Here is a 26,375-nt window from a genome sequence, read left to right on the forward strand (position 1 = left end):
GCGCGCCGCAATTTCAATTTCATTCCAAGACGTTGCCCAATAGCAACGCCACACAAAAGCCCCTATCAGGAAGCCGCCATTCGCAGGATGTCGTTGTAGGTGGCAAACACCATCAGCATCAGCACCAGGCCGAGCCCGATTCGGAATCCCATCTCCTGGGTCCGCTCGGACAGCGGACGGCCCCGGACCACCTCGGCCGTGTAGAACAGAAGGTGCCCGCCATCTAGCAGCGGGATCGGGAACAGGTTCAGAAGCCCGATCGAGACCGACAGCACGGCGCACAGATTGATCACGAACTGGAACCCGGCGCTGGCCGCCTGCCCCGACATCTTGGCAATGCCAAGCACGCCGCTGACCTCATTCGGATTGCCCTGGCCGATGAACAAGGAGCCCAGGAACTTGAAGGTGCTGGTGATGATGAACCAGACCTGCTCGCCCCCGATCTTGAGCGCCTCGCCGACACCGACCGGGGCGGTCGAGGCCTCACCGGTCTGCGACTTGTGCTCGACGCCGAGCACGCCGACGTGGTGGCTGTTGCCGAACGGATCCTTGCGCTCGAGCAGCGCCGGCGTCGCGGTCAGCGACACGATCGCGCCATCCCGCTTCACCTGGAAAGCCAGCGCTGAACCGGCGCTCGTCGCGACGATCCGCTGCATGTCGGCAAAGCTTTCGATCGGCTTGCCGTCGATCTGCACGACGACGTCGCCGATCTTGAAGCCGGCGGCGGCCGCAGCGCCTTCGGCGACGACGCCGTCGACGCGCGCGATCGTGCTCGGCTTGCCGTAATACAGGGCCATGCCTGCGAAAATCAGGGCACCGAGGATGAAATTGGCAATCGGACCGGCCGCGACGATGGCGGCGCGCGGGCCGACCTTCTTGTGGTGGAAGCTGCCGGCGCGCTCCTCGGCCGTCATGGCCGCCAGCGTTTCAGCCGACGGGGTCGAAGCCTCGCTCTCGTCGCCGAAGAACTTGACGTAGCCGCCGAGCGGGATCGCCGAGATCTTCCAGCGGGTGCCGTGGCGGTCGTTGAAACCAACCAGCTCAGGTCCGAAACCGAGCGAAAAGGTTAACACCCGAACGCCGGCCCACCGCGCGACCAGAAAATGGCCAAGCTCGTGGAAGAACACGACGATGGTCAGGACGAACAGGAAGGGAACCGCGTAACCGAGGAGCCCATGGCTCAACGTATTGAAACTATGGACGAAAAAGTCGATCATCGAATTCCCTCATCCAGCGCCGCAAGGCCCTGGCCCCGAACTACCTAGGATGCCTTTAAGGCAATTTGAGGCAATAGGGCGGCAGCTTTATTTCGCGAAACATGGTCAACGGATATTGCATCATCCGCTGAGGTCATGGGGCCGTGGTTCCCGCCCCGGATCCAGTCCTCCAGCGTCGCCTCGACTAGCCGGGCAATGGCGCCGAACCGGATCTTGCCGGCGATGAAGGCCGCGACCGCGACCTCGTTGGCGGCGTTGTAGACGGTGGTTGCCCCCTTCCCGTGCCGGAGCGCATCGAAGGCCAGGCGCAGCCCGGGGAACCGCTCGAAATCCGGTGCCTCGAAGGTCAACTGGCCGATCTTGGCCAGATCGAGCTTTGCTGCCGGTCCCTTGATCCGGTCGGGCCAGCCGAGGCAATGGGCGATCGGCGTGCGCATGTCCGGGGAGCCGAGCTGGGCCATGACCGAGCGGTCGGAGAACTCGACCATGCCGTGAATGATTGACTGCGGATGCACCAGAACGTCGATCTCGTCTGGGCTCAGTGCGAACAGATAGGACGCCTCGATCACCTCGAGCCCCTTGTTCATCATCGAGGCGGAATCAATCGTGATCTTCTGGCCCATGGTCCAGTTCGGATGCTTCAAGGCCTGCTCGAGGGTCGCCTGCTCGATGTCGGCTGGCTTCCAGGTGCGGAACGGGCCGCCCGAAGCGGTGATGATGACACGAACCAGCTCGTCGCGATTGCCCGATGCCAGCGCCTGGAACAGCGCGTTGTGCTCGGAATCGGCCGGCAAGATACAGGCGCCCGCCTTCGCCGCGCGCTGCATGAAGAAATCGCCGGCGCAAACCAGGCATTCCTTGTTGGCGAGCGCGACATGCGCGCCGCGATCGACCGCAGCCAGAGCCGGCTTCAGTCCGGCCGCGCCGCTCACCGCCGCCATCACCCAATCGGCCGGACGCGCGCCCGCCTCGATCACCGCGCTTTCGCCGGCGCCGCATTCGGTGCTCGTGCCTGCAAGTGCCGACTTGAGCTCGGCAAACTTCGAAGCGTCTGCGATCGCTACGAAGCGCGCGGAGAATTCCTTCGCAAGCTTCGCCAGCGCCTCGACATTGCCGTTCGCGGTCAGGGCCTCGACGCGATAGCGCTCGGGCGAGGCGCGCAGCAGATCCATCGTGCTATCGCCGATCGAGCCGGTGGCACCGAGCACCGTGACGCTGCGGATGTCGGCCGCAACAGGCTTGTTGTTACGCAAAGGGACAGCGCTCATATCCTCACCAAACCATAAGACCGCTTCCGGCGCTATGCACACCATGGCGGAGGAAGCCGATAATCCATGCCACCAGGATGGCGGCGACAAAGCCGTCGAGGCGGTCCAGAAGTCCGCCATGGCCGGGAATTAAGTGACTGGAATCCTTGACGCCGAAGCGTCTTTTCACCGCGGATTCGAAGAGATCCCCGAGCTGCGAAACCACGGTCAGGACGGCGCTCACGAGCAGCAGCGGAACCGCCTTTCCGGTCCCGCAGGCGGCAAAGCCGGCCGCGACCGCAAGGCTCGCCGCAAAGCTGCCGAACGCGCCGGCCCAGGTCTTCTTGGGGCTGACGCGCGGCCATAGCTTCGGTCCGCCAATGCTGCGGCCAGCGAAATAACCGCCAATATCGGTCGCCCACACCACCAGCAGCACGAACATCAGCGCGGCGAAGCCGTGCGCGAGATCCTGCCGCACCAGAATCGAGGCCAGCAGGGCCGCGGAAGCATAGGCGAATCCGGTTGCGGCCCAGACGAACTTGCCCCGCGCGATCAGCGTCACGATCGCGCCGCCGACACAGCCGGCGATGACGCCGGTCTTGAGGGCACCGAACGCGGCGCAGAAACCCATGATGGCGAGAACGATTGTCCCGGAAGCGGTCAGCGCGGCAGACCCCGCCCCCACCACCATCAGCCATTCCGCGAACAGCCCGATCGACACCAGGGTAACGAGGAGCGCCCACAGCCAGCCGCCGGCATAGGCGAGCGCAATCGCGAGCGGCGCCAGCACCAGCGCTGCGAGGACTCGCATCACTAGATTGCTGGAAGCGGGCGCAGAGCCCGCCGGTGCGGCGTCGTGTTCGCTCACGAGGCGGTTTTCGCGACCAGGCCGCCGAAACGGCGCTCGCGCCTGGCGAATTCGGCGATCGCGCTTTCAAGCGCCGCCTTGTCGAAATCGGGCCAATGGACCGGCACGAACACGAGCTCGCTATAGGCAGCCTGCCACATCAGGAAATTGGACAGGCGCTGCTCACCGCTGGTGCGGATGATGAGATCGGGATCGGGAATGTCGGGCGCGTCGAGATGGGCGCCGAGAGCATCGGCGTCGATCGAGGCAGGATCGCGCCTGCCGTCTGCGACTTCGCGCGCAAGCTTCTGGGCCGCTTTCGCAATCTCCTGCCGCGAGCCGTAGTTGAAGGCGACAATGAGCGTGAGGCGCGTGTTGTCGCGCGTTAATTCCTCGGCCTCGTTCAGCAGCGCGCAGATGTCGCCCTCGAGCCCGTCGCGCTCGCCGATGATCCGAACCTTGACGCCGTCGCGATGCAGGGTCGCGAGATCGTTGCGGATGAAGCGCTTGAGCAGACCGAAGAGATCGCCGATCTCGCTCGCCGGGCGCGACCAGTTCTCCGAGGAGAACGAGAAGATGGTGAGATAGCGGATGCCGAGCTCGTGCGAGGCACGCACCACGCGGCGCAGCGCCTCGACGCCGCGGCGATGCCCCTCCGCCCGCGGCAGACCGCGCGCAGCCGCCCACCGCCCGTTGCCATCCATGATGATGGCGACATGCGCAGGCGCGTCGGACCGGTCTGGTCCTTCCGTGGCGGGCGCGGCGGCGTTGGACATGACGGCAGCCTTAAAACATGATCCGGACCCGAAGGGCCGCGTGAGCGCAAGGTGCGAAGCGGTGTTCCCTCGCGACAAACGCGGAACGCGTTTGCGCGGAGATCATGTACGAACAATACTCCAGAGCGTGACGATCATGCTCATCGAACTTTAGACGGTGAGGATTTCTTTTTCCTTGGCGGCCAGCAGCTGGTCGATCTCGGTGATGGTGCCGTCGGTCACCTTCTGCACCTCGTCGGCGTGACGCTTCTGATCGTCCTCCGACATCTCGTGATTCTTCTCCAGCTTCTTCAGAACATCGAGACCGTCGCGACGGACATGACGCGCGGCCACCTTGGCGGCTTCGGCGTATTTGTGCGCGACCTTGACCAGCTCCTTGCGGCGCTCCTCGTTCAGCTCGGGAATGCGCAGGCGCAGCACCTGGCCTTCGGTTGCCGGCGACAGGCCGAGATTGGAATCGACGATCGCCTTCTCGACCGGCTTCACCATCGACTTGTCCCAGACCTGCACCGAGATCAGGCGCGGCTCGGGCACGCTGACGGTGGCGAGCTGATTGAGCGGCATGTGACTGCCATAAGCCTCGACCTGCACCGGATCGAGCATCGAGGCCGACGCGCGGCCCGTACGCAGGCCGCCAAGCTCGTGCTTGAGCGACTGGACCGCGCCCTGCATGCGGCGCTTCACTTCGTTGAGGTCGAAATTATCCGTGGCCATCACGTTTCTCCTTCAATATCCCGGCGACCTCACCGCGCCCTCGGGCGCGCCAGATGAGCCGTCAGCCGGCGACGATCGTCCCGTGGCCGGCGCCGCATAGAATCGCGCCGATCGAGCCGGGCTCCGCGATCGAAAACACGATGATAGGCAGCGATGTCTCGCGGGCAAGTGCGAAGGCGGTCGCATCCATCACCTTGTAGCCGCCCTCGATGGCCTGCGAATGCGTCAGCCGGTCGAATCGCGTAGCGGACGGGTCCTTCTTCGGATCGGCCGAGTAGACGCCGTCGACGTTGGTCGCCTTCAGCACCACCTCGGCACCGATCTCGGCGGCGCGCAGCACCGCCGTCGTGTCCGTGGTGAAGAACGGATTGCCGGTTCCGCCGCCGAGCAACAGGATCCGGCCCTCGGCGAGGTATTTGTGCGCCGCGGCGCGGGTGAACAGCTCGGAAACCTCGGGCATGACGAACGCCGAGAGCGCCTTCGCCGGCGTGCCCTTGCGCTCGATCGTGGCTTCGAGCGCGAGGCAGTTCATCATGGTGGCAAGCATGCCCATGGTGTCGCCGGTCGGGCGTGACACGCCGCGGGAGGACACCTCGACGCCGCGAAAGATATTGCCGCCGCCGATCACGACCGCAATCTCGGTGCCAAGCTCGCGGGCGGCGATCAGATCGTCCGCAACCCGGTCCATGGTCGGCTGATCGATGCCAAAGCCTTGCTGTCCCGCGAGATACTCGCCGGACAGCTTGATCACGACGCGACGATAGACCGGATCAGTCATGAGCACTTTCCTCGTCCGGGCGCCGCTTCCGGCGGCACGCCGGAAGGAACGTTCCGGCGCTTACTTCTTGCCGCTGGCCGCCGCGACCTCAGCCGCGAAGTCCGATTCCTGCTTCTCGATTCCCTCGCCGAGAGCATAGCGCACGAACCCCGCGATCTTCACGGCGCCGCCGACCTTGCCTTCGGCTTCCTTCACCGCCTGCGCCACCGACTTGCCGGTGTCGTGGATGAAGGCCTGCTCGAGCAGGCAGACTTCCTTGTAGTAGGTCTTCAGGCCGGACTCGACGATCTTCTCGATCACGTTCTCCGGCTTGCCCTGCTGGCGATATTTGTCGGCGAGCACGTCCTTCTCACGCTTGACGACAGCCGGATCGAGACCGGACGGATCGAGCGCGAGCGGGTTGGTGGCGGCGACATGCATCGCGATCTGGCGGCCGAGCGCTGCGAGCTCGTCGGCCTTGCCGGGCGATTCCAGCGCCACGATCACGCCCATCTTGCCGGCGCCGTCGACGACCGCACCGTGGATGTAGCTCGACACCACGCCCTGGCTCACTTCGAGCGAAGCGGCACGACGCAGCGTCATGTTCTCGCCGATGGTGGCGATCGCGTCGTTGATCGCAGCTTCCACCGTGACGTCACCGATCTTGGCGGCCTTGATCTTCTCGACGTCAGCGCCAACGTCGAAAGCGACCTGGGCGACCATCTTGACCAGGCCCTGGAACTGGCCGTTACGTGCGACGAAGTCGGTCTCGGAGTTGACCTCGACCACGACGCCCTTGGTGCCCTTGGTGAGCGCGCCGATCAGGCCCTCGGCCGCGACCCGGCCCGACTTCTTGGCGGCCTTGGACAAGCCCTTCTTGCGCAGCCAATCCTGCGCCGCTTCCATGTTGCCGTCGTTCTCGGTCAGCGCGGCCTTGCAGTCCATCATGCCTGCGCCGGTGGACTCGCGCAGATCCTTGACCATCGCAGCAGTGATCGTTGCCATCGTTGAAAATCCTTCTTGCCTGCCGGTTCGCCGCGGCGCGGCTCCAATTGCCCCGCCGCGGTCCATCTCAGGTATTCGCGTCAACTGAATGAAATGGTGGCCGGATCCTATCCGGCCAACCGATCGCTCTTTTTGACTATTCCGCTTCCGCGGTCAGCGCCTTGGCCTTGGCCACCCACGCATCCGCACGGCTCGGCAGACCGACTTCTTCGCCGATCTTGTGCGCGGTGTCGTGATCGAGCTCGGCGAGCTGCCAGAAGTGGAAGATGCCGAGGTCGTTGAACTTCTTCTCGATCGCGCCCGACACGCCCGGAAGCTTCTTGAGGTCGTCGGCGGTGCCGCGCGGGCCGGCAAGGCCCTGGAAGCCGGCGGTCGTGGGCAGCTCTTCGGCGACTGGACGGGCCGAGGCGCCGATGTCGATGCCGGAATCGCCCTGGGCGCGCGAGATGCCGTCGATCGCGGCGCGCGCAATGAGATCGCAGTACAACGAAATAGCGCGACCGGCGTCGTCATTGCCCGGCACCACATAGGTGATGCCCTTCGGATCGGAGTTGGTGTCGACGATCGCGGCGACCGGAATGTTGAGCCGCTGGGCTTCCTGGATCGCGATGTCTTCCTTGTTGGTGTCGATCACGAAGATCAGGTCGGGCAGACCGCCCATGTCCTTGATGCCGCCGAGCGAGCGATCGAGCTTGTCGCGCTCGCGCTGGAGCGTCAGGCGCTCCTTCTTGGTGTAGGAGCTGGCTTCGCCGCCGGCCAGCACCTCATCGAGGTGACGCAGGCGCTTGATCGAGGCCGAGATCGTCTTCCAATTGGTCAGCGTGCCGCCGAGCCAGCGCGAATTGACGAAATACTGCGCGCAGCGCTTGGCCGCGTCCGCGACGCCGTCCTGCGCCTGGCGCTTGGTGCCGACGAACAGGATGCGGCCGCCCTTGGCAACCGTGTCGCTGACGGCCTGGAGGGCCGTGTGCAGCAACGGCACGGTCTGGGCGAGGTCGACGATGTGGATGTTGTTGCGGGCGCCGAAAATGAACGGAGCCATTTTCGGATTCCAGCGGTGAGACTGGTGACCAAAGTGCACGCCAGCTTCGAGCAGCTGACGCATAGTGAAATCGGGTAGTGCCATCGTTCTAGTTCTCCGGTTGGTTCCTCCGGAAGCGTGTGAGCAAGACGGAGCGTTTCGCCCCGGCTGCCACCGGACGGCCTTGTGAGCCATGCTTCCGTGTGAGATGGCGCGCTGTATAGCGCCATTTCGGCCAGAAGCAAGGAAATAAGGGCCTTTCCGGGCTTTACCGCCCGCGAAAGGCCCTTTTCGGGGTTTCCGCCCTACCCGCTAGCACCTGGGCTGGTTGGGCGGGCATTTTTTCGCCGCTGGCGGCGGCGCAGGCGGTCGTGGCGGAGGGGCGGCCGGACGCGGCGGCGGTGGCGCGACCGCCATTCGCGGCGGCGGCGGTGGGGGCGCCGGCCTGGCGACGGGCGGCGGTGGCGGAGCGGGCCGTGCGGCTGCAACCGGCGGGCGCGGTGGCGGGGGCGGCGCCACGTGTGGCGGAGGTGGAGGCGTCGGCCTTGCGAGCGCCTGCGGGTGCGGCGCTGGCGGCGGCGGCCTTGTGACCTGCGCGGGCGATGGCGTTGCAGGCCGCTGGCCCTGCGGCTTGATCGGCTCGCGCGCGGCGACGGGCGGCGAGGGCTGCGTCGGCTTTCCATTGGTCACATTGGTCGTGGTCACGCCCGGCTTGCCTGCCGGGGTCAGCTTGGTCTCGCCGGGCCTTACCGGCGCAATGGCCGTATTGGTGGGATTGGCCGTATTGGCATGCTCCTGGACGTTCGGACGCGCTCCTCCGGTAGGCGGCGCATTTGACGGCGTCGTCTGCGGTGTAAGTTTGGCGTTGGCAGGCTGCGAGCTGCTACCGGGTTTGGTGGTTGCGCCAGAGCCACCGACGGGGTTCGTCGAGGACGTCGACGAAGACGTGCCCGTGGCAGCAGTTCCTGTCTGTGGCGCGCCCTTGATCGCGGGCGCGGTCTGGCCGGGCACGGGCAAGGAGTGGCCGGCCGGCGCACCGGCCTTCGTATCCGCCGTGCTCGGCCCGGTAGCTGTCGCCGGATTGGCCTTGCCTCCGGCCGTGGGTGCGGTTGCGTTGCCGGTGACCGGAGCGCCGGGGGTTCCCGTCTTCGTCGCAGCATTGCCGGTTCCGGGCGCGCCCGCCGGACTCCCCGCAGCAGCGTTGCCGGTCTGCGTCGTGACTTGGCTCCTTGTCTTCAAGGCTGCCGCGCCGGCCTTCGTTGTCGGATCGACCGAAACTGTCTTGGGGACCGGAGCCTTGTTGTCCCGAATCAAGGCCGCCTTTTGAACCACGGTCGGCGGCACAGCCGTCGTTGCCCCGACAGGCTTTCCGGATGCTGCCACGGTCGCGGTGATGGCTGGATCACGCGCTGCCGCTGCTGGTGCCGGTGCTTGCTGGTTGATCACGGTGTTGATCACCGTGGTGTTATGGATGTTGTTGAAGATGATGTTGTTCGGCGGCGGCGCGACATAGACCGGCGGACTGTAGAACGCCGGGATCGGCACGAACATCGGCTGCGGCAGCACGAACAGGCCGACGACGGCGAGCGGCGGTGCCAGCACCACGAAATCCGGCGGCGGCGGCGGACAGAAATATTCCGGCGGCGGCGGCGGCGGCGCGAAGCCAAAATCAGGGTCGCTGAAATACAGCACGGGACGGTCGACATAGACCACCTCGGCCGGCGGCGGCGGCACGTCATAGTCCATCATCGCGAAGGTCGGCGGCGGCTCGAGCGGCGCCGTCAGGATCGCCAGACGCCGACGCGCATCGCCCGCATGCGGTCCGTGCGGATAGCGGCGCAGATACGACCAATAGGCGTCCGCCGTGTCGGCGCGATAGGATCGCCGCCAGGTGATCGCCTCGCGGCGCGCCGCCACGATCGCCATCACGCGCTTCGCCATGGGATCACCGGGATAGGCGGCGAGAAATTCCTCATAGGCCGGCAGCGTGTCGCGCTCGAGCGCGGCCGCATAGGCGTCCTGCACGCCGAGATCGCGGATCGGCTTGTTGCGGATCGCAGCGACCTGGTCGGGCGCAGCCTGCGGCGGCGGCGCGTCGGGGGCGCGCTCGAAGAAGGCGAATTGCGCGGTGATCTTCTGGTCGTCCCACGGCACTTGCGCGCCCTTGGAGGCCTCGTTGACGCGCAAGCGAACGCGGTCGAACACCTCCGGCAACGACAGGCCGCCGGTGCGGATCATCTCGGCGAGCGATTGCGCATAGATGCCGTACGGCCCCGGCTCTTCCGGCGCCACCGTGCCGGGCGCGGCGTTGAAGGCGATCAGCATGTTCGGATCGGGCTCGACCAGCGCCAGGCCGCTCGCGATCGGCTGCTGCCCGCCCTCGATGAAGGGCTGCGCGCGCGCCGCGTCGAGCACGACGATATTGGCCTTGAGCGGAATCGCGGCGAGCTGGCGGGTATAGTCGCTGATGCGCAGTGCCTCGGTCGGAACGTCGGTATCGCGGCTGATGTTGGAATCGACCGGGATGAAATAGTTCTCGCCGGCGAGCTGCACGCCATAGCCGGCCAGATAGATCATCGCGACCGTGCCGGGACCTGAGGCCTGCGCCTTCTGGATGAAATCGCGAAAGCTCTTGCGCAGCGTGTCGCCGTCGAGATCGCGTGCGCCGACCACGTCGAAGCCCGCCGCCTGCAGCGTCTGCGCGATCAGGCCGGCATCGTTCGCGGTGGTTGCCAGCGGCGACTTGGCATAGGCGCCGTTGCCGACCACGAGCGCGATACGCTTTTCCTGCTGCTGCGCGCGAGCCGGTGTCAGCGCGCCCGCAACGAAGAGGATCGGCAGAAGGAGGCAGATGAAGGCCTTGTGTGTCCCGCGCATGGCTTGCTCGTTATTGTTGTTGAGATGCCAGCACGCATGAGACGCGCGGCCGGCTGAACGGCAGTTGAACGAAAGTCCCGGATTGAGGCAGCGGCATGGCGCCAGCCGAGCGCGATGTCCTGTGTAAGCTCCGCGTAAGCCTCAGCCTTTTTGCGTGAGCATCAGCCTTATGCTTCAGCCTTGCGCGATCGGATCCACGGTTCCCGTGGTGAGCCGATAGATGCCGCCGACGATCTTCAGCTTGCCCTGTTCCACGGCTGCACTGAGGATCGGCGCGGCCGACTTCAGCTTGGCGATGTTGTCGACCACGTTCTGCCGGGTCGCCTTGTCGAGCACGTCCCCGCCCTGCTGCATTGCAGCTTTCGCGGCCGGCGCGATCGCATCGACCAGCGAGGGAATGTGTCCCGGCGGCGATGTGTTGTCCTTGAGTGCCTTCAGCGACGCACCGATCGCGCCGCAGGCATCATGGCCGAGCACGAGGATCAGCGGCGTGTTGAGCACGGCGACCGCGTATTCCATGCTGGCGATGGTCTCGGTGCCGGCAAAATTGCCGGCAACGCGGCAGACGAACAGATCGCCGCGGCCGGTGTCGAAGGCGTATTCCGGCGCGATGCGCGAGTCTGCGCAGCTCAGCACCGCTGCGAACGGATTCTGCCCGCCGGCCAAAGCCTCGCGCTCATGCTTGAAATCGTGGCGCCGCGTCACGCCGTCGACGTAGCGCGCATTGCCGTCCATCAGCCGTTTCAGCGCCGCATCCGGCGACAGCACGTTCTGCGGTTTGGGCGGCCTCTTGTTCTCCTTGGCGAAGGCTCGGCCGGCGAAAGCGACGCTCAGCGCCGAAGCGGTCAGCAGCATCGCGGAGCGCCGCGACGGCGTTGATCTGTCACGCATGGTTCCAGAGCACCGATCGCACATGTACCGATCCCTCCCGGCGCGACGGACGCGCCCTCATGGACGAGCACCGTCGCGGCCGATCATAGCCGCGATCACGTGACGAAACCACTACATCCGCAACGCGCCTTCGCGGCAGCAGGCTAGATCTGCTGCACGTCCACCACGCCCGCGACCGCCTTGATCGCGCCGGCGATCTGCGGCGAGACCTTGAAGCGGCCGGGCAGCTTCATCTCGACCTCGGTCTCGAGGTCGAGCATCATCACAAGCGAGACCTCGCCGTCGCCATTGGGGCGCGGTGCGATGCCGGGGCTGCCGATCTTTGGCGCGGTGCCGTTGGCGCCTGCGGCCTCAGATCCCGCCAGGCGCTTGGCGATCGAGTCCAGCGACTTGGTGTCACGCACGAAGATGCGCAGGCCCTTCTGGGTCTTGGCGGCGGCGTCATCCAGCGGCTCGGCATGCAGGACGCGGGCGCGGACGTCCTCGCCCTGAAGCTCGGCGCCGAGCTGGAGCAGCACCGCGGCGCCGGGCTCCAGTACGTCGCGATATTGAGCGAGGCCTTCGGAGAACAGCACCGCCTCGAAATGACCCGTGGGATCAGACAGCCCCATGATGCCCATCTTGTTGCCGGTCTTGGTGCGCCGCTCCATGCGCGACACCACGGTGGCCGCGACCTTGCCGGCGGTAGCACCGGTCTTCACCGCGCGCGAAAATTCGGCCCAGCTCTGCACCCGCAGCCGCTTCAGCACGGTGGCGTAATCGTCGAGCGGATGGCCCGACAGGAAGAAGCCGATCGCGTCATATTCGCGGCGCAGCCGCTCGGCCGGCAGCCACGGCTCGATCTGCGGCAGCATGATGGTGGGCGCGTCCGCCGACATGCCGAACATGTCGTTCTGGCCGATGGTCTCGGCCTGATGCGCGCGCTGGCAGGCGGCCAGAATCGAGTCCGCGCCGGCGAATACGCGGGCGCGGTTCGGCTCCAGCGTGTCGAAGGCGCCGGCGGCAGCCAAACTCTCGATGATGCGCTTGTTGATCGCCCGCGGATTGACCCGCGCGGCGAAGTCGGCGAGCGAGGTGAACAGGCCCCGCCTGGTCCGCTCCTCGATGATCTGATCGATGGCCTGGATGCCGACGCCCTTGAGTGCTGCGAGCGCGTAGTAGATGACCTTGTCGCCGACCTCGAAGGTTGCGCCCGAGCGATTGATGTTCGGCGGCTCGACCTTGATGCCGAGGCGCTGCGCCTCGGAGCGGAATTCGGAGAGCTTGTCCGTGTTGTTGAGATCGAGCGTCATCGACGCTGCGATGAACTCCACCGGATAATGCGCCTTCATGTAGGCGGTGTGGTAGGACACCAGCGCGTAGGCCGCCGCGTGGCTCTTGTTGAAGCCGTAGTCGGCGAACTTCGCGAGCAGCTCGAAGATGGTCTCGGCCTGCCCCTTCGGCACGCCGTTCTTCACCGCGCCGGCGACGAAGATCTCGCGCTGCTTCTCCATCTCGGCTCGGATCTTCTTGCCCATGGCGCGGCGCAACAGGTCGGCGTCGCCGAGCGAATAGCCCGACATCACCTGCGCGATCTGCATCACCTGTTCCTGGTAGATGATGACGCCGAAGGTTTCCTTGAGGATCGGCTCGAGCACCGGATGGAGATATTCCGGCTCCTCGTCGCCATGCTTGCGTGCGCAATAGGTCGGGATGTTCGCCATCGGGCCCGGGCGATAGAGCGCGACCAGCGCGATGATGTCCTCGAAACGGTCGGGACGCATGTCGACCAGCGCACGCCGCATGCCCTGGCTTTCAACCTGGAACACGCCGACCACCTCGCCGCGCGCCAGCATCTGGTAGCTGTCGGCATCGTCGATCGGCAGCGTCGCGAGATCGACATGGATGTCGCGCGGCTTGAGCAATTTGCACGCGACGTCGAGCACGGTCAGCGTCTTCAGGCCGAGGAAGTCGAACTTGACGAGACCGGCCGGCTCGACCCATTTCATGTTGAACTGGGTCACCGGCATGTCCGACTTCGGATCGCGGTACATCGGCACGAGCTCGCTTAGGGGGCGATCGCCGATCACGATGCCGGCGGCGTGTGTCGAGGCATGGCGGGTCAGGCCTTCGAGGCGTTGCGCGATGTCGAAGGCGCGCGCCACCACCGGGTCTTCGTCGCGGAAGGCCTGAAGCTTTGGCTCGCTCTCGATCGCAGCCGCCAGCGTCACCGGCGCGGCCGGATTCTGCGGCACCAATTTCGTCAGCTTGTCGACCTGGCCGTAAGGCATCTGCAGCACGCGGCCGACGTCGCGCAGCACGCCGCGCGCCTGCAGCGTACCGAAGGTGATGATCTGCGCGACCTGGTCACGACCGTAGCGCTCCTGGACGTACTTGATCACCTCGCCGCGGCGGTCCTGGCAGAAGTCGATGTCGAAGTCCGGCATCGAGACGCGCTCGGGATTGAGGAAGCGCTCGAACAGCAGGCCGAACTTGATCGGGTCGAGGTCGGTGATGGTCAGCGCCCACGCCACCAGCGAGCCCGCGCCGGAGCCACGGCCCGGTCCGACCGGAATGCCCTGGCTCTTTGCCCATTTGATGAAGTCGGACACGATCAGGAAGTAGCCCGCGTATTTCATGCGCATGATGACGTCGAGCTCGAACGCAAGCCGCTTGGAGTAATCCTCGTCCGTCGTGCCCTGCGACAGGCCGTGCACGCGCAGACGATTGGCGAGCCCCTCCTCCGCCTGCCGCTTCAGCTCGGTCGACTCGACCGCAGCGGCATCGGAGCTCGCAGCGGCGCCGACCGTGAATAACGGCAGGATCGGCTTGCGCGTCATCGGGCGGAACGAGCACCGCTCGGCGATCTCCACTGTGGAGGCCAGCGCCTCCGGAATATCGGCGAACAGCACCGCCATTTCGGCGCGGGTCTTGAAGCGGTGATCGGGCGTGAGCTGCTCGCGCTCGGTCTCCGCGATCAGCCGCCCGCCGGCGATGCAGAGCAGCGCGTCATGGGCCTCGTAGTCGTCGGTCGTAGCGAAATACGGCTCGTTGGTTGCGACCAGCGGCAGGCCTTTGGCATAGGCCATGTCGATCAGCCCGCTCTCGATGCGCCGTTCCTTGTCGATGTTGTGGCGCTGCAATTCGACATAGAGGCGGTCGCCGAACAGGCCGGCGAGACGCTCGCAGCGCGAGGCCGCAATTTCAGCCTGGCCGCTCGCAAGCGCGAGCGAGATCGGCCCGTCGGGGCCGCCGGTCAGCGCGATCAGGCCCTCGGTCTCGCCATCGAACCAGTCGAACTTGATGAACGGCGCGTGGCTGTCGGGCGATTCGAGGAACGCGCGCGAATTTAGCCGCATCAAGCTGCGATAGCCGCGCTCCTGGGCTGCCAGCAGCACCACGCGCGAAGGCGGCAGCGCGTTGCGCGCATTGGGGTCCTGATCGCCGAAATCGATCGCGAGCTCGCAGCCGACGATCGGCTGGATTCCGGAACCCGCCATCTTGTCCGAGAATTCCAGCGCACCGAACAGATTGTCGGTGTCGGTCAGCGCCAGCGCCGGCTGGTGGTCCTTCTTTGCAAGCTCGGCGAGCTTGGCGATCTTGATCGAGCCCTTGAGCAGCGAATAGGCCGAGTGAACGTGAAGGTGGACAAATCCGGCGCTCGGCATGGTCGCGTGACGGCCTCTTGCAGATGAGTTGGAGCGGTTGCCGGCAGTGGAGGCATCCTGCACTCGCCCGGCCGACTCGCCTCACAATGGTGGGGGCTCGCCGCGCCGGAGTCCACGCCAGAGCCGCCGATCGGCCGCCTCATCCCGCTTTTCCCCAAGGGGCCGCCCAGCGGCCGCCGTCAGGTTCCCGACCAATGGTTTACAAAACCGCTGGTCTAAAGCTGCGGGATTAGAGCTGCGGTATGACCTGGGCCCAGATCGCGATCATCCCGACGAACAGTGCGATCGAAGTTAGTGCAGCGGCTTCTTCCACGAAGATCCTGAACATGGCTTGCTCCATCACCAGAACGTATGAAGAACATTGTTCTCATTTCGTTCTCAGGAGTCAAGCAGACTCAGCCGCTTCAAAATGAAATGGTTAACTCGCTGAATTACATAATAAAAAAGCCCCGGCCCAAGGCCGGGGCTTTTCGACGACCGCCTCTTGCGAAGCGATCGTCTCAGTATCTTGCTCAGTACTTGGCGAGGATCGGACCACCGAACTTGTAGTTCAGGCGGACGAGACCCATGTCGACGTCCTGCTTGATGTGGTCGGTCTGAATGCCGGTAAAGGTGACGTCCTTGCCCGACAGGAAGATGTGGTTGTACTCGACACCAACCGACCAGTTCGGGGCGAAGCCGTATTCGAGGCCCGCACCAATAGTGCCGCCCCAACGGGTGTCGCTGACGGAAGCAAACGTCGCGCCGGCAGCACGCAGCTCGTTCTTGGTGCCAACCACAGCCGCACCGCCCTTGATGTAGAGAAGGACGTTGTTCCAGGCGTAGCCGACCTGGCCGGTGAGCAGACCGAACGAATCGATCTTCGAGCGATCGGTGAAGCCGGTCAGCGCGCTGAGATTGTCGCCGGAGAAGTCAGCCCAGTTGCCCTGGCCTTCCAGGCCGAACACCCACTGCGCCGACTGCCAGCGATAACCAACCTGACCGCCGACCGTACCGCCGGTCGCGTTGTGCGAGCCTTCGCCGCCAACCAGCGGAGCGCGCTGATCCCAGGTCGTGTGAGCCGAAGCGCCACCACCGTTGATACCGATGTAGAAGCCGCTCCAGTCATAGACGGTTGCGATCATCGCCGGCGCCTTGGTGTAAGGACGCGCAGCGAGGTCAGCAGCCAGCGCCGGTGCAGTCGCGCTGATCGCGACGAGGCTCACAGCTGCAAGCAACATATTCTTGTTCATTTGAATCCCGTTCCAGTTTCGTCGTTAGGCCCCCGGGCCATGGCGACGTCATATCAGCCATCGACGGAATTGCTGTAACCTCGACGCAACAGTTCACTCCAAAGGGCCTCGCAACATTAATGAAAGTTTAGCGACGCGCGCGCGGAAACCCTTTGAAACAAGAGTCTTCAGCAGTTCCAACGTCGTCGACGCGACTGCATCGCGGCCGCGCGAAACAACGTCGCACGCACGATCCTGTGATCCGAGAATCGAGGAAGCGCGCATCGTTTTCTCTCCCCATTGTCGCCACATTCTCGCGCCCGATCGCCACAATTGCGTTCATGTCGGGCGTGAACTCTCCCGTGCGCGGGCAAACCTATGATCCCCATTATTGATCCCGACTGTCCTGTCTGCATCTGCATGCAGATCTACGGCAGCGTCAGCTATTTCGATTGCTGCTACGCCTCGCTGGAGCAATGCCAATTTCTCGCCGTCGGCCGCTCCGCAAGCTGGGTCGCAAATCCGTATTTCGCACAGAAGAAGCCCGGCGGCCCTCGCCGCTCGCGACGCGTCGATTGAGGGATCAATGCCGCTTGCGGCGGACCCACCTCCGCACGCGGGAGTGCCACTAAAAGTTGTGACCACTCCGATCATCCTGTAGCGTTGGCGCGTGTCCTTTCCCGTCCGGTCTGCTCATTAGATGCTTGCCCGTATTCTGCTTCTCGTAGCCTCGCTGACGATTCCCGGCGCATTGCGTGCAGAACAGACACCGGCCGAGAAGGCTGGATTTGCCGCCAGGCTGACGATCTACCTTGCCAAAGGGCCCGCAGACGCGTGCGGGCCGGGCTGCGACCGCTGGATCGCGATCGAGGGCGAGCTGGACGGAGACGCTGCGTCCCGCGTCCGCCGCTTCCTCGCCGGCGTCAAGGACACGCAGCGTCCGATCTACCTTCATTCGCCCGGCGGCAATGTGGAGCAGTCCTATGTCATCGGGCGGCTGTTGCGCAGCCGCAAGGCGGTGGCGCGGGTCGGCCAGACCATCGCGACGGCATGTGCCGCGGGCACGCAGGTGGACGCCGCATGCCTGAAGGCGAAGAACGCAGGCGGCGAGATCGAGGCCGAGCTCACCACCTACCATGCGATGTGCAACTCGGCCTGCGGTTACCTGTTTCTCGGCGCGACGTCGCGCGAGGTGGCACCCGACGCCGCGCTGGCGGTCCATAACTCCAGGCTCGTCCTCGCCATACACGGCCATCCGCCTCCGGGACTGCTCGCCGAGCTCCGGCAGCGTCGCACGGCAACCGCCGACCGCGATCGCACCGCCTACATTGCCGCCATGGGGATCAGCCGCGAGCTTGATGATCTGATCCACACCGTGAAGTTCGAAAATCTGCACCTGCTGACGCGCGCCGAACTGTATCGGTTCGGGATCGACACGCGACCGCTTGCCGAGACGATGTGGCGGCTGGAGAAGGGAACGTGGCCCTACGTCAGCAAGTTCGCGGTGCGGAAAAAGGAGAACGATCCTTCATTCCGGACGATGGAATGGCGCCTGTATTGCGAAAGCAAGAATCGCGTGCCGCTGATGTTCGCGGCCGAAATCGACGACGCGGCGACCGGCAAGAGTACGATCACGATGACGGTCGGCGCCGATGCGATCAGGGAGACCGGCGGGCCTCTGGTGCGAGCCACGAAGTACGAGATGTGGAGCGGCGCCGTCGATCCCGACATGGTCAAGACGATGCTGACATCCCGCACCCTGCAAGTCCGCGAAGGCAAGACGATGCCGGACGGAAAGGCGGAGATGGCAAAGTTCGACATCGACGTGACGGGCCTGGCGCCGATGTGGACGCAGTTGGTGGCATCGTGCCCGCCGGCAACGACCACCCCGAAGAGCGCCTGGCCAGCCATTCCGCCACCGAGGCGCGGCAGTTAGCCATGGGCCCGTCGCGCTGACGCGAGGATTGCTCCCCTTCACCCTCGACATTTCAAGTTGGCCTTCGCAACCGCCATTTTCGCAAACTGACGTCCGGCCGCTCAGCTATACCAAGGCCTGTTCCGAACGCGTGTACACGCGTTCGGCTTGCGCAAAGTGGGATCGTGATCTTCGAAGTAGTCGAAATTGACCGTCCCAAACGTCGTCTGAGGCTTCGGGCGAATTCCGGCCTACGATCACCAGTTGATCCGGAGTCCAACCTTTCCGTTGTAGGCAAACTCACCTCCGTCAAAGCGGCTCTGGTATGACGCATTGGCGTAGAGTGTCGTCGTCGTATCGATCTGCCCGCTTATGCCGGCGTTGATCTCTCCCCAAAGACCGCCGAGGTCTGCGTGAAAAGGGACGAAGCCCGTCTCGGAGGAGAACAGGGTTGTCGGATTGCCGAGAAACTCGTTCCAGAGATTTGGACGTATCCAGGCTGTGACAGTGCGCGCACTATCATCGATCGCCCAAGTCCGGCCAAACCGGGCGCCGACGCGGGCGGCGAGCGAATTGACGTCCGTAAAGCGGACTTGGGCAGCGATGTCGCTCGCGTCGTTGATATGGATGTTCTGATAGACCAGTTGCGCTTGCGGTTCGATGAAATATCCATTTCCAAGCTTGAACGGATATCCGCCCTCGAACGACACCGCTCCGCCCTGGGCACCGGTCTTGAGCGCCGGAATCCCCGAGTAATCACCCACGCTGCGAATGTCGTAGAAGGTGCCTTGCACGATTGCGTCAGTGTACCAGCCGGTCGACCCGAAATGCGTCCAGTAGCCGCCGAGCGTGTAGGCCGCGAAGTCGCTGCTGCCCATTTCACCATCGAAGTGAGCAACCCGCCCCTGGGCACCGCCAATCGCAAAATAGGCCCCCGCCTGATCGCGCGAACCATCGGGACGGTCATGCCGGTAGAAATCCATGCCGCCCTGCAGCGCCTGGAAATTGTACGAGAAATGTGGGCCGGCCGAGCCGCCAAGCACGCCGAGACTATCGCCTTGGTGCACGCCATTGACCCCGATCATGCGAGCCCAACCAACCTTCGCGTTCTCGGGATTGACACGGGCGCGCTCGTCTTCTTCGTCGCCGACGCGCTCGTGAAGCGAGTCGAGCAGACTGCGCCCATACAGCAGCGTCATCGACGGGATTGCCGCATAGAGCGACGTCTCTTCCCGATAATCCGGAAGAACGCCGCCACCACCACCACCCCCGCCGCCACCGTCACCGCCACCGCCACCGTCACCGCCACCGCCACCGCCACCGCCACCGCCACAGATGCGCAAGTTCGGATGAGCAGTGCAATCGAGCGCCGAGCGCAAATACCAGGCCTGCGGATTGCTGGCGTCCACGCTCGATCTGAACAATGAGTATCGATAGGGCCCGGCCAAAACCGGACGCGACAAATTGAACGATCCAGGGTCTGTGGTCCCACCGTTGATCGCGTCGACGACAAGGATGCCATTCCCGCTGGTGAGCGCGCCGGCGCCGGTGGTGTTCGATATCCGCAAGAAGGAGTGGCCGCTCGCGTTACCGCCATCGATGACGAGCCTGTCCGACGGCGAACCATCCGTTCCCAGATATGTATTCAGACCGAGCCTGCCGCCCTGGCCGACATAGTTCACCGCGGTGAGCGTCTTGTAGCTGGATAGTTGCGTCGGTTCGCTGCCCGGAGGCGTGAACTGGATCAAGCTCGAGGCATTGTTCAGGTTGGTGAGATTGGAATTCCCCGTCATCGTCCAGAGTGAATTGTTCTGAAGCGTGACGGTTGAAGTGCTGCCGCCGTCGGTGGTCGCGGTCCCCTGAAAACTCGAACTGTCGGCAACGAGGTTGAATGCCGCGCCGCCGCTCACGGTCAGCCATTGACCGTTGTTGACTGTCGCCGTCACACCGGTGAAACTCAGATTGTTCGTGCCACCAGGCGCTGCGACCGAGGCGCCGTTCGGGCTCGTCATGACCACGCCGGAGAGCGTCACATCGCCACCACTCACGTTGAGTGCGTTGGCCCCGCTCCCATTCGCCGTCAGCGAACCGCCGCTCATGCTCAAGACGCCGCCCGTCGTGACGCCGGCGGCGTGGGTGCCCGCGCCGGCAGTGGTCACGGTGGTACCACCGGTGAGCGCCATGCTTCCCGAATTGTCGGCCTGAACACCACGTCCGTTTTCGCTGGTTGGAACAGTCACGACCGCGCCGGACGCAGTGAGTGTGCTGCCGGCGCCGCTGGACTGCATGCCGATTTCGCCGCCGCCGCTACCGGTTGCTGCGACGCTGCCTCCAGTCAGCGAAATCGCTCCACCGTCCAATGCTTTCGCGCCGACATCGCCACCGCCTCCGGACACGGTGATTGCACTGTTGGTCGCGGTGATCGTGCTTCCCGCCGACTGCGCCAGCAAGCCGGTCTCGCCGCCGCCATTGCCTTCTAAGGTGACGGTGGTCTGGTTCAGCGAGACCGCCGCGCCGCCATCCGCTCGAACACCGATATCGCCTCCCCCTCCGCCAGGCATCGAAATGCTGGTTCCGGTCGAAGCGATCAGGCTACCCGTGCCGGTCGCCCACAATCCGGTATTGCCACCGCCGCCGGCGGCATAGCTGATCGTATCGTTCGAGAGATCGATGGAGGCGCCGCTCGTGGCTCTGGCCGCCACGTTATTGCCGCCACTGTTCAGGCTCACGCTCAGCCCCGTCGAGCTGATCCTTGTGCCGGTGCCATCGGCCAGGAGTGCAGTGCCACCTCCTCCGAAGGCGGGATTGATCGCCGACCCCGGTAAAAAAAGATTTGCCCGCCGCTCTGGGCTGAAGCCCCGATGCTCCAATTGCCATTGATGCTGGATCCTGGGCTGAAGATGATCGTGCCATTCGTATCGGCGAGCCCGCCAACGCTCCCGCCATTGAACGGGTTTATGGTCACGTTGTTGGTGGTGATGGACGCGCTTGTGCTGGCGTGAACGTCCGGCGTCCCGGTCAGCGTGGTGTTCGCGTCGATTGCGCAATTTCCGGATGTAAGCGTGACGGTTGAATCGGGTGCCACGGTACAAGATTGGGCCGAAGCCGTATCAACCACCACCCCCGAGGCGATCATGGCGATGGCAGCCAGACCGAACCTGCGGATGTTGCCCGGGATATTCTGAGACTCGGTCCTCTTACGCGTGTCCTTGACGAAGGCTGTCGGTAAAACCCTTGCGAACCCGTTTGCACGCTGTGGCGAAACGACGCAATCGGTGGAGCTCGTGCGCAATGCCGAGCCAGTCAGATGCTTCATCGGGCAATCCCTTCCCTATCCAACAGTCGCTAAGCGACAAATTGAAAAAGCGGGGCCGCCGTTCTGGCGAGGAACGCTAGATTTTAATGCAATTTAACCTTGCAAATCATGATGCTCACTCTTCCGCCGGATCGCGCCGCGATTGTGACCGAAATGGCTTGGTTGAAACTTTGATGCCGAGCGTGGCGAGAGAGTCACAGATCAATCGTCGAACTCGATCGGGGTCATGCACCGTTGCGCTCTCGTCCATCGATCATCGGCACCACGACAGGCCACGGTTGCATTGGAAGTTTTTAGCGCATGCACGCCAGCCGCATACGGTTCCATGTGCGGCGGAGGAGCGATTGGCCTCACCGTGCCTCCAGCACGAATGATGGGCATTCCACGCGCGAGCATGTTCGCACCTGTCGCGCACCCTGTGTTCTGCAGGAAGAGTTGCTGCCTCCTCTTGCGCTGCCACGCGGGAACCGCTTCTGCGGCTACACCGGCGTGTAGATCGCGAGCTTCAGCGCGGGATCGTCATTGGCCTGAAAGCTCAGCTAGGGCCGCAAGCCCCCGGCGCCGCTGTTTTGGCGCCGCCCGGATCGTCATATGCGTCGTGCTCAGCCTGCCGCTGCTATCTTCGCGCGGAACGACTCCTGTCCCTCGACGATCTTGTCGATCAGCGCATCGAGCGCCCAGAAGCGCTCGCGAATGTCGAAATCGACCGCCCGGCTCTCGATACGGGAAAAGGTGCCGAGCCGCTGATGATAGAGCTTGGCCAGTTTTGGATAGCCCATCGGCTCAGCCATCGCGGCAAGCGCGAGATAGACCGACAGCTCGTTCGCCAGCGACGGATGCTTCGTGTGCCGGGTCAGCAACCACTTGTAGAGATCGGGATGGAAATTCGTGAACACACCGGTAAACCCCGGCGCCCCCGATTTCATCGCGTCGAAGGCGATCGCTGCATTGGCGTTGACGATCGTCAGCGGCGAGCCGTTCGTCAGCTTGACCCGGCGCTGCACGGTCGCGAGATCACACGAGACGTCCTTGAGAATCGCGAAACGGCCGCTGTCGGCACAAAAGGCCAGCTCATCGTCGGAGAGAAGCCGGCGAAATGGCGCCGGGCATTCATAAAGACCGAGGGTCATTTCCCTGGGCAGCCGGTCGAGCAGCCAGGTCAAATTGTCGGTGAAGATCGTCCGCGTCGGATCGAGGGACGCGAGACGGTTGGTCACCAGAACCAATCCGTCGACGCCCGTCTTCGCGAGCAACGTCAGCTCGGTGAGCTGGTCTTCCCTGGATTCGCTGATATGGCCGGATGCGATGACGGGAAGCCGGCCGGCAGCCGTCCTGGCGACAAATCGCGCCAGCTCGACACGTTCGTCCAGCGTCAGGAACTGCATCTCGCTGGACTGAGCGACCGCGAACAATGCGTCGGCACCGTTGGCGATATACCACTCGATCAGCCTTTCGAGGCCGGAATAGTCGATCGTCTTCGCCTCGGTGAACGGCGTCAGCATCACGGGAATGATGCCCTTCAGCGCGATGGTCACAAGCAAGCTCCAGACAGTGGCGAATGAGGCAGCGATTCCGCTGCCTGTTCGCGGGGCCTTACACCGGAGGCGAGATCGCCTGCAAGACCTCCCTGAACACGCCGTACTGCAATTTGAAAGTTTCAGGGCTATAGTCTTGATAGTATCCCGCGGTCACCGCGACGACGAGATCGAGCTCCGGGACGATGCGGATCGACTGGCCACCTCGGCCCTGCGCGGCGATCGATTGGACAACACGCCCATTGAGCCGGGAGCTCCGCAGCCACCATAAATATCCATAGGACTGACCGTCGGTCGCCTTGAGCTTCATTGTTGTCGACGCCTCGATCCATACCTTGGAAACGACTTGCCGATCGTTCCAGCGACCGCCCGCGAGGACGAGTTGGCCGATCTTAGCCATGTCGCGCGGTCGCAGGCGCAATCCCCCGCCGGCGTCGCTGTCGCCTTTGAACCGGCCCCACTCGAATTCGGTGATGCCGAGAGGATCGAACAGCATGGTGCGCGCAAATTCATCAAGCGGACGGCCGGTGGCCTTGCGGACGATCGCCGAGAGCAGCGCAAGCGCGCCGGTGTTGTAGAAGAACCCCTGCCCGGCCGGTGCAGTTACGGGAAGGCCGAGGACGTAGCGACAGGCATCCTGCGCCATATGCATGCGCACTTCGTCGTTGTCGTCACCTGTCGCCGGAGTTGCCTCCACCCACTTCAGGCCCATCGACATGGTGAGCACGTGTGAGAGCAGAATGCGATCCTTGTCCGGGGACCGCAGGTCGGACAATTCGGGGAAGAAGCTGAAGACCGGTTCGTCGAGGCTTCGGATGAGGCCCTGGTCGATCGCGATCCCGACGACCAGCGACGCGACGCTCTTTGAGCACGATTTCAGATTATGCAGTGTATCGGCGTCGAAGCTGATGTCCCTGACCCGGACGCCGAAGATGCGACTGGGGACCTCATCAGATCCTTTGAAGTATCGCTCGAACGCCAGTCGACCGTGGCGAGCGACCAGCACGGCATGGATGTTAGAGCCGGAGCTTTCGAGTCGATCGGTCATCCTGCACAGCGCGGCCTGGTCGACGTCATTGTCTCCATTGGCGGACGGAACAGACCAGCCGTCATCACGCTTCGCCGGAGCGGCACAATTGGCCGGTGGGTCAGCGCAGACCGAAGGCCCGGCGATTGGCGCCAAGGCAGCTCCGCCGAGAAGCGAAATGAATTGCCGGCGCCTCATCCGATCCCTCGCCGACCTCGCTTTCCACCGCGAGCCAATGCTACGAATTGTAACATTAATTTGCGTTGGCCGCAATGATGGTGCGCGATCTTCGCTGCCTGCAGGCACTTTGCGACATTCGGCCTCACACCGGCGTATAAATCACGAGCTTCAGCGCGGGATCGTCATTGGCCTGAAAGCTCGTGTGCTCGAAATGCAGCACGCCCTTGGTTGGATGGGTCATGGTCTTGCGGCCCGACAAGGTGCCGTGCACCTCGTGCGCGCCCCACCATTTGACGAATTCGGGACTGCCTTCGCGCAACCGCGTCAGCAATTCCGCAAACGCGGGATCGCCGGCCCAGACGTCGTGAGTGGCGCGAAACATCGCAACCATCCGCTTGGCCACGTCGGCCCAGCCCGCGCCGTAGGATTTTCGCGTGCGCTTGTTGGTCATCATCAGCAGCAGCGTGTTGCGATCCTGCTCCGGCAACCGGCCGAACGCGAAGATCTCCTCGGCGGCATCGTTCCAGGCCAGCACATCCCAGCGTCGCCCGGTGATGTAGGCCGGATGCGGCAGGCTCTCGACCAGGCGCAGAATGGGCGGCGGCACCATCTCGCGGGTGAACGCACCCCTCGCGCCGTCACGCGCGAGGTCCTTGAGATGCGCATGCTCGGTCTTGCTGAGGCGCAATGCACGCGCCAGGGCATCGACTGTGGTGACCGACGGGCTGACGGTGCGGCCCTGCTCGAGGCGGATGTACCAGTCGACGCCGATGCCGGCGAGCTGGGCAACCTCCTCGCGGCGGAGCCCCGCGGTGCGCCGCCGCTGGCCTGCGGGAAGGCCGACGGCCTTCGGCGTCAGCTTCTCGCGGCGGGAGCGGAGGAAATCGCCGAATTCGACGCGGCGTGGATCGGCCATGGCGTGCTCCCGTGGATGGAGGGCTTTGGGAATACTAGGATAATACCAGGCCTTCCTATCCCTTCAAGGGCGCCGCATATGGATATCACCCGAGTTCGAGGTGAACATCATGAAAGCTGCCGTACTCAAATCCTTCGGATCGCCGCTGGTGATCGAGACTGCTCCGGACCCGGTGCTCGGCACCGGCGAGGTTATCGTCGACGTCGTCGCCACGCGCGTTCTGTCCTACATGAACGAGGTTTTCAGCGGTGAGCGCAATTATGCGCTCGAGCTGCCGATCATCCCCGGCCCCGGCGGCATCGGCCGGGTGCGCGCGATCGGTCCGGACGCAACCAGGCTCAGCATTGGCGACTGGGTGTTCTGCGACCCGACGGTGCGGTCGCGCGACGATGTCGTGGCGCCCGATATTGCCCTGCAGGGACTCACGGCAGCCGGCCCCGGCGGCATGCGCCTGCAGCAGCATTTTCGCCACGGCTCGTATGCCGAGCAGATGCGGGTGCCGACCGAGAACGTGAAGCGCCTTGGCGCGATCACGTCCGAAGAAGCCTCGCAATGGTGCGCGCTCGGAACGGCGCTGGTGCCCTATGGCGGCTTTCTTGCCGCAAACCTGCAAGCAGGCGAGACCGTGCTGGTGAGCGGGGCCACCGGCAATTTCGGCAGCGCCGCCGTCTCCGTCGCGCTCGCGATGGGCGCGGCCTGCGTGGTGACGCCCGGCCGCAACGAGAAAATCCTGGCCGACCTTGTCCGCCGCTTCGGCGCGCGGGTGAAGCCGGTCAGGCTCACCGGCAACGAGGACGACGACCGCGAGGCGATGAAGCGCGCCGCGCCCGGGCCGATCGACTGCGTGCTTGACATCATGCCGCCCTCGGTCAGCACGCGCGTGGTGCGGGCGGCGGTCATGACGGTGCGCGCCTATGGCCGCGTCGTGCTGATGGGCGGCGTCGGCATGGCGGGGGGGCCGGGCCTCGAGCTGCCCTACCCCTGGCTCATGCGCAACTGCATCTCCGTCCACGGCGTCTGGATGTATCCGCCGGATGCGGCAACGCGTCTGATCGGGTTGGTGCGCGCCGGGCTGCTGCGGCTCGACGAATATGTGACGACGGATTTCGACCTCGACCACGTCAATGAGGCCGTGGCCCACGCCGCCGCCAATGGCGGACCGTTCAAATTGACTGTGATCAGGCCGTAAGTTGCCTGCACACTGCGGCAATGCGCTGCTGCGGCGAGTTTGCCTGATCGATCAAGTCACTGGAAGACGTCACCCCGATCGTGGACG

At 64.5% G+C, this 26,375-nt stretch carries 19 protein-coding genes; 3 read left to right on the forward strand and 16 right to left on the reverse strand.

Annotation, left to right across the window (positions count from 1 at the left end):
* Window positions 1-65: 65 nt before the first annotated feature.
* From rseP to ABIC09_RS16440, 12 genes are all read right to left on the reverse strand, one after another.
* Entirely contained in the window at window positions 66-1,217 is a 1,152-nt protein-coding gene (gene rseP, locus ABIC09_RS16385) for an RIP metalloprotease RseP (RefSeq protein ID WP_354109898.1), read from the reverse strand.
* 44 nt (window positions 1,218-1,261) lie between these two features.
* A complete protein-coding gene (gene dxr / locus ABIC09_RS16390) occupies window positions 1,262-2,485 on the reverse strand; it encodes a 1-deoxy-D-xylulose-5-phosphate reductoisomerase (RefSeq protein WP_354109899.1) in 1,224 nt (407 codons plus the stop codon).
* A gap of 4 nt (window positions 2,486-2,489) precedes the next feature.
* Complete coding sequence (locus tag ABIC09_RS16395) at window positions 2,490-3,275, reverse strand: phosphatidate cytidylyltransferase (protein WP_430640187.1); 786 nt, start codon at window positions 3,273-3,275, stop codon at window positions 2,490-2,492.
* Window positions 3,276-3,328: 53 nt separating this feature from the next.
* Complete coding sequence (locus ABIC09_RS16400) at window positions 3,329-4,087, reverse strand: isoprenyl transferase (RefSeq protein WP_148753684.1); 759 nt, start codon at window positions 4,085-4,087, stop codon at window positions 3,329-3,331.
* 150 nt (window positions 4,088-4,237) lie between these two features.
* Entirely contained in the window at window positions 4,238-4,801 is a 564-nt protein-coding gene (gene frr / locus ABIC09_RS16405) for a ribosome recycling factor (protein ID WP_148753683.1), read from the reverse strand.
* A gap of 61 nt (window positions 4,802-4,862) precedes the next feature.
* A complete protein-coding gene (pyrH, locus tag ABIC09_RS16410) occupies window positions 4,863-5,579 on the reverse strand; it encodes a UMP kinase (protein WP_148753682.1) in 717 nt (238 codons plus the stop codon).
* Window positions 5,580-5,639: 60 nt separating this feature from the next.
* Complete coding sequence (gene tsf, locus ABIC09_RS16415; protein WP_148753681.1) at window positions 5,640-6,563, reverse strand: translation elongation factor Ts; 924 nt, start codon at window positions 6,561-6,563, stop codon at window positions 5,640-5,642.
* 136 nt (window positions 6,564-6,699) lie between these two features.
* Window positions 6,700-7,689 carry a 30S ribosomal protein S2 gene (locus ABIC09_RS16420; protein WP_354032786.1) on the reverse strand — a complete coding sequence of 330 codons (990 nt, stop codon included), beginning with the start codon at window positions 7,687-7,689 and terminating at the stop codon, window positions 6,700-6,702.
* A 207-nt stretch (window positions 7,690-7,896) separates the two neighbouring features.
* Window positions 7,897-10,461: a caspase family protein gene (locus ABIC09_RS16425; protein WP_354109900.1), complete on the reverse strand. Its 2,565-nt coding sequence runs from the start codon at window positions 10,459-10,461 to the stop codon at window positions 7,897-7,899.
* A 174-nt stretch (window positions 10,462-10,635) separates the two neighbouring features.
* A complete protein-coding gene (locus ABIC09_RS16430) occupies window positions 10,636-11,376 on the reverse strand; it encodes a carbonic anhydrase (protein ID WP_354109901.1) in 741 nt (246 codons plus the stop codon).
* Between the two features lie 119 nt (window positions 11,377-11,495).
* Entirely contained in the window at window positions 11,496-14,999 is a 3,504-nt protein-coding gene (dnaE, locus tag ABIC09_RS16435) for a DNA polymerase III subunit alpha (RefSeq protein WP_354109902.1), read from the reverse strand.
* Between the two features lie 512 nt (window positions 15,000-15,511).
* Window positions 15,512-16,231 carry an outer membrane protein gene (locus tag ABIC09_RS16440; protein WP_354109903.1) on the reverse strand — a complete coding sequence of 240 codons (720 nt, stop codon included), beginning with the start codon at window positions 16,229-16,231 and terminating at the stop codon, window positions 15,512-15,514.
* Between the two features lie 357 nt (window positions 16,232-16,588).
* On the opposite strand from ABIC09_RS16440, the gene ABIC09_RS16445 reads away from it, so the two are divergent.
* Entirely contained in the window at window positions 16,589-16,789 is a 201-nt protein-coding gene (locus ABIC09_RS16445) for a DUF3551 domain-containing protein (protein ID WP_354109904.1), read from the forward strand.
* Window positions 16,790-16,910: 121 nt separating this feature from the next.
* A complete protein-coding gene (locus ABIC09_RS16450; RefSeq protein WP_354109905.1) occupies window positions 16,911-18,146 on the forward strand; it encodes a hypothetical protein in 1,236 nt (411 codons plus the stop codon).
* A 236-nt stretch (window positions 18,147-18,382) separates the two neighbouring features.
* Here ABIC09_RS16450 and ABIC09_RS16455 read toward each other — a convergent pair whose 3' ends face one another.
* The 4 genes from ABIC09_RS16455 to ABIC09_RS16470 form a co-directional block, all read right to left on the reverse strand.
* The gene (locus ABIC09_RS16455) at window positions 18,383-21,217 is read right to left on the reverse strand and encodes an autotransporter family protein (RefSeq protein ID WP_354109906.1); all 2,835 of its coding nucleotides are present in this window, start codon (window positions 21,215-21,217) and stop codon (window positions 18,383-18,385) included.
* A gap of 826 nt (window positions 21,218-22,043) precedes the next feature.
* On the reverse strand, window positions 22,044-22,976 hold the full coding sequence (locus tag ABIC09_RS16460) for a dihydrodipicolinate synthase family protein (protein ID WP_354109907.1): 933 nt from the start codon (window positions 22,974-22,976) through the stop codon (window positions 22,044-22,046).
* Window positions 22,977-23,034: 58 nt separating this feature from the next.
* Entirely contained in the window at window positions 23,035-24,159 is a 1,125-nt protein-coding gene (locus ABIC09_RS16465; protein ID WP_354109908.1) for a serine hydrolase domain-containing protein, read from the reverse strand.
* A gap of 166 nt (window positions 24,160-24,325) precedes the next feature.
* Window positions 24,326-25,099 (reverse strand): helix-turn-helix transcriptional regulator, encoded by a 774-nt coding sequence (locus ABIC09_RS16470; protein ID WP_354109909.1) that lies wholly within the window; start codon window positions 25,097-25,099, stop codon window positions 24,326-24,328.
* A 109-nt stretch (window positions 25,100-25,208) separates the two neighbouring features.
* Between ABIC09_RS16470 and ABIC09_RS16475 the strand changes: the two genes are divergently transcribed.
* Window positions 25,209-26,288: a zinc-binding dehydrogenase gene (locus ABIC09_RS16475; protein WP_354109910.1), complete on the forward strand. Its 1,080-nt coding sequence runs from the start codon at window positions 25,209-25,211 to the stop codon at window positions 26,286-26,288.
* Window positions 26,289-26,375 lie beyond the last annotated feature (87 nt).

It is taken from the genome of Bradyrhizobium sp. S3.12.5, assembly GCF_040548225.1.
GTDB lineage: Bacteria > Pseudomonadota > Alphaproteobacteria > Rhizobiales > Xanthobacteraceae > Bradyrhizobium > Bradyrhizobium cytisi.

Coding starts and splice junctions, on each gene's coding strand:
- rseP (WP_354109898.1), bottom strand. CDS start 1,217: ATGATCGACTTTTTCGTCCATAGTTTCAATACGTTGAGCCATGGGCTC.
- ABIC09_RS16445 (WP_354109904.1), top strand. CDS start 16,589: ATGATCCCCATTATTGATCCCGACTGTCCTGTCTGCATCTGCATGCAG.
- dxr (WP_354109899.1), bottom strand. CDS start 2,485: ATGAGCGCTGTCCCTTTGCGTAACAACAAGCCTGTTGCGGCCGACATC.
- ABIC09_RS16400 (WP_148753684.1), bottom strand. CDS start 4,087: ATGTCCAACGCCGCCGCGCCCGCCACGGAAGGACCAGACCGGTCCGAC.
- dnaE (WP_354109902.1), bottom strand. CDS start 14,999: ATGCCGAGCGCCGGATTTGTCCACCTTCACGTTCACTCGGCCTATTCG.
- ABIC09_RS16420 (WP_354032786.1), bottom strand. CDS start 7,689: ATGGCACTACCCGATTTCACTATGCGTCAGCTGCTCGAAGCTGGCGTG.
- ABIC09_RS16440 (WP_354109903.1), bottom strand. CDS start 16,231: ATGAACAAGAATATGTTGCTTGCAGCTGTGAGCCTCGTCGCGATCAGC.
- ABIC09_RS16450 (WP_354109905.1), top strand. CDS start 16,911: ATGCTTGCCCGTATTCTGCTTCTCGTAGCCTCGCTGACGATTCCCGGC.
- frr (WP_148753683.1), bottom strand. CDS start 4,801: ATGGCCACGGATAATTTCGACCTCAACGAAGTGAAGCGCCGCATGCAG.
- pyrH (WP_148753682.1), bottom strand. CDS start 5,579: ATGACTGATCCGGTCTATCGTCGCGTCGTGATCAAGCTGTCCGGCGAG.
- ABIC09_RS16470 (WP_354109909.1), bottom strand. CDS start 25,099: ATGGCCGATCCACGCCGCGTCGAATTCGGCGATTTCCTCCGCTCCCGC.
- ABIC09_RS16395 (WP_430640187.1), bottom strand. CDS start 3,275: ATGCGAGTCCTCGCAGCGCTGGTGCTGGCGCCGCTCGCGATTGCGCTC.
- ABIC09_RS16430 (WP_354109901.1), bottom strand. CDS start 11,376: ATGTGCGATCGGTGCTCTGGAACCATGCGTGACAGATCAACGCCGTCG.
- tsf (WP_148753681.1), bottom strand. CDS start 6,563: ATGGCAACGATCACTGCTGCGATGGTCAAGGATCTGCGCGAGTCCACC.
- ABIC09_RS16475 (WP_354109910.1), top strand. CDS start 25,209: ATGAAAGCTGCCGTACTCAAATCCTTCGGATCGCCGCTGGTGATCGAG.
- ABIC09_RS16425 (WP_354109900.1), bottom strand. CDS start 10,461: ATGCGCGGGACACACAAGGCCTTCATCTGCCTCCTTCTGCCGATCCTC.